The organism is Armatimonas sp., assembly GCF_043760365.1.
Lineage (GTDB): Bacteria > Armatimonadota > Armatimonadia > Armatimonadales > Armatimonadaceae > Armatimonas.
The window spans coordinates 1-2,779 of sequence record NZ_JAYUPA010000970.1 but is presented as its reverse complement, the minus strand read 5'-3'; the positions used below and the strand labels follow the sequence as shown (position 1 = coordinate 2,779).

The window sequence follows — 2,779 nt, the reverse complement described above, 5'->3', positions numbered from 1 at the left end:
CCACCCCGTCGGCGAGCACCGCGCTGCCCACCGCAGACCGGCAAAAGGCGCAGCGGCTGCTCGATGGCATCGTGGGCAAGGGCGAGGTGCTCTTTGCCACCGCCAGCTCGCGCCTCCAGCCCGGAGCCTATCCCTACCTCAACCAGATCGGGGAGGCCCTCAAGAGCCAGACCACAGCTACCATTGTGGTAGGCGGGCACACCGACAACCAGGGCGAGGAACCCGACAATCGTCGCCTCAGCCAGAAGCGCGCCGATTCTGTGCGAGCCTATCTGGTAGCGCGTGGCACGCCGACCAAACACCTCTATGCCCAGGGCTATGGCTCGTCCCAACCCATCACTACTAATACCACCGAGGAAGGACGCCGCCGTAACCGCCGAATCGGTTTCGTGGTCCGCTAGTTGCTAGTTTAAGGAATCACTATGCTGCATCTCTATTTATTGATCTTGCCCTGCCTCTTGGTGGCCTTTGCCCTCGGGCTCCTCATGGGCTACTTCCTCTGGTTCCGCACATCTCAGAACACCGATACCACGAAGATTCTTAGCGGTGATTTGGGAGCACTCAAGAAAAAGCTCCAGGAGCGCGACAAGCAGCTCACCATTATCGGAGCCACGCACGCCAAACAGCTCGAAGCGCTCAATAATGACCTCGTCAGCGCCAAGACGGAGCGGGATCGGCTACGCGCGGAGGCGATTCCGCTTAATATTCGCGTTGATGAGCTCACCCGAAACTTAGAGCTGTCCCAAAAAAATAGGGATGAGACGCGGCAACCACAGAGTATTCAGGAGGCCCCCTCGCAGACCCTGGGAGATCTCGCGGCCATCGCGCAGGAGCGTGACCAGCTCAAGAAATCACTGGCACAGGCACAGGATAAGCTCACTGATTACACGCAGGCGCTCACGCAGGCAAACGCCAATATCCACACCGCCAATCAGACCATCCACACTGCCCAGGCACAGCTCCAAGCACAAGCAGCTGAGCTGGAACGTCAACGTACAGTGGTTCCGCCTTTGGCAACAGACGGGCCAGATATTACGACAGACGGGCCAGCGAGGGCAGACGGACTGGTGATTCCTAAGGCAGAGCCCGGTCATGAAGACGACCTGAAAGAGATCGTGGGGGTTGGGCCGTTTATTGAGGCCAAGCTCCATGATCTCGGGCTACGTACCTACAAGCAGATCGCGAAACTCTCACCGGAGATGCTGGAGAAAGTGGCTGGTAGCATCGAGTACTTCCAGGGTCGGATCGGGCGCGAGAACTGGACAGAGCAGTGCAAGGCGCTGCACTTTGACAAGTACGGCGAGAAACTCTAGGAGCCACTCTCCCCTGATAAAATGGTAAAACCAATCGGGGGAGAGTGTATGTTTCGACAGAATGCAATGCAGGCAGTGCTCGACGCGGCGGTCGGGAAGGATAAGCTGGGTACCAACCATCTCCAAGCGGCGGTCTGGGTAGGGGATCGGCTACTCTTCGAGGGGGTTGGCAACCGGCTTCAAGTCGGCCCGATGGTCACGACCAAGAGCCTCTTTCGGCTGGCGTCGGTGAGCAAACCCGTCACGGCGCTGGGCCTGCTACGCCTGGTAGAGAAGGGCACGCTCCGCCTCGATACGCCCCTCAGCACTTACCTGCCCGAGCTCCCCGAACCCCTCAAGCCCCTTACCTGTCGTCAGCTCCTCACGCACACCTCGGGGCTGCGTCACTACGAAAATAAAGCCGCCTCAGACTCTGCCACAGGTCAGCAGCGCTCCTGCCGAGAGGCGCTGAAGATCTTTGACAGTGACCCCCTCATTGCCACGCCCGGGCAGAAGTACCACTACAGCACCCATGCCTTCACGCTACTGGGGGCCGTGGTGGAAGCGATCACACGGCGGCCCTTTTTTGAGACCCAGCAAGAGCTGTTTTTATCTCTCGGACTGCGAGATATGGGCTTTGAGAATCTCCCACGCCGCCCGGAAGAGAGCCGCACAGGGCGCCGTGCCCCGCTCTACAATGTCGCCGGAGCCGAGGAAACAAAACGACAGAACCTCTCCTGGAAGTGGCCCGGCGGCGGGATGGAGTCCACGGCGGCAGATCTCGTGAGCCTCTTTGGCAAGGTTCTCCAGGGAAAGGTTCTCAAGCCCGCCATCTGGGAGCAGATGCAGCGCCGCCAGCCTCCCCCGCGCGAGCCTGCGCCCAGCGACCCCGCGATGGGCTTGGGAATCTTCCTACAAGAGGGTGATCTGAACCACGGGGGGAGCCAGCAAGGGACATCGAGCTTTCTGTTGATTCTCCCTCGAACCCGCACGGTCGCCGCTGTTCTGTGCAACACCCAGGGCAGGAAAGTCTCGGATCTCTGCCGCCAGCTCGAAAAACTCTCCCGCTAGGCACTGAACGCTTCTCGCACTTTCTGAGTTTATTAGGGTGAGATGCGACGACCAACAGGGGACGATGACAGCCTGCTTCAGCGAGCAGTGCGTGGCGAGGCGGCTTGTTTTACCGAGCTCGTGCGCCGCCACCGCCCCTGGGTCTGCCGTCTCTTGCGTGCCCTGACCGACGACCCGGAAATGGCAGAGGACTTAACGCAAGAAGTTTTCACGCGCCTACACCGCCATGCAGCCTCCTACAAAGGCCGAGGGCAGTTTGTGGCCTACCTCAAGCAGCTTGCCTTAAACGTCGGACGGAGCTACCTGCGCCGGATTCCTGGAGTCACTCTCGTGGCCTGGGACGAGCAAACGGGGCCGCTGGAGGGCGATCTTCTGGAGGCAATCCTCACAAAGCAAGTGCAGGACGAGGTTCGTGC

At 60.1% G+C, this 2,779-nt stretch carries 4 protein-coding genes; all 4 read left to right on the top strand.

The genetic code is table 11. From position 1 onward, the window contains the following. Window positions 1-401 (top strand): OmpA family protein (locus ACH2EH_RS24615; RefSeq protein ID WP_395145991.1); only part of this gene is annotated, 401 nt, incomplete at its 5' end. Between the two features lie 21 nt (window positions 402-422). After that, window positions 423-1,313 (top strand): hypothetical protein, encoded by an 891-nt coding sequence (locus tag ACH2EH_RS24610; RefSeq protein WP_395145990.1) that lies wholly within the window; start codon window positions 423-425, stop codon window positions 1,311-1,313. A 48-nt stretch (window positions 1,314-1,361) separates the two neighbouring features. Next, window positions 1,362-2,363, top strand: a complete 1,002-nt coding sequence (locus tag ACH2EH_RS24605) for a serine hydrolase domain-containing protein (RefSeq protein ID WP_395145989.1) — start codon at window positions 1,362-1,364, stop codon at window positions 2,361-2,363. Window positions 2,364-2,405: 42 nt separating this feature from the next. Further along, on the top strand, window positions 2,406-2,779 hold a 374-nt coding region (locus ACH2EH_RS24600; protein ID WP_395145988.1), incomplete at its 3' end, for an RNA polymerase sigma factor.

What these genes read in the sequence shown, in the direction of transcription:
- ACH2EH_RS24605 (WP_395145989.1), top strand. Translation starts at nt 1,362, where the DNA reads ATGTTTCGACAGAATGCAATGCAGGCAGTGCTCGACGCGGCGGTCGGG.
- ACH2EH_RS24610 (WP_395145990.1), top strand. Translation starts at nt 423, where the DNA reads ATGCTGCATCTCTATTTATTGATCTTGCCCTGCCTCTTGGTGGCCTTT.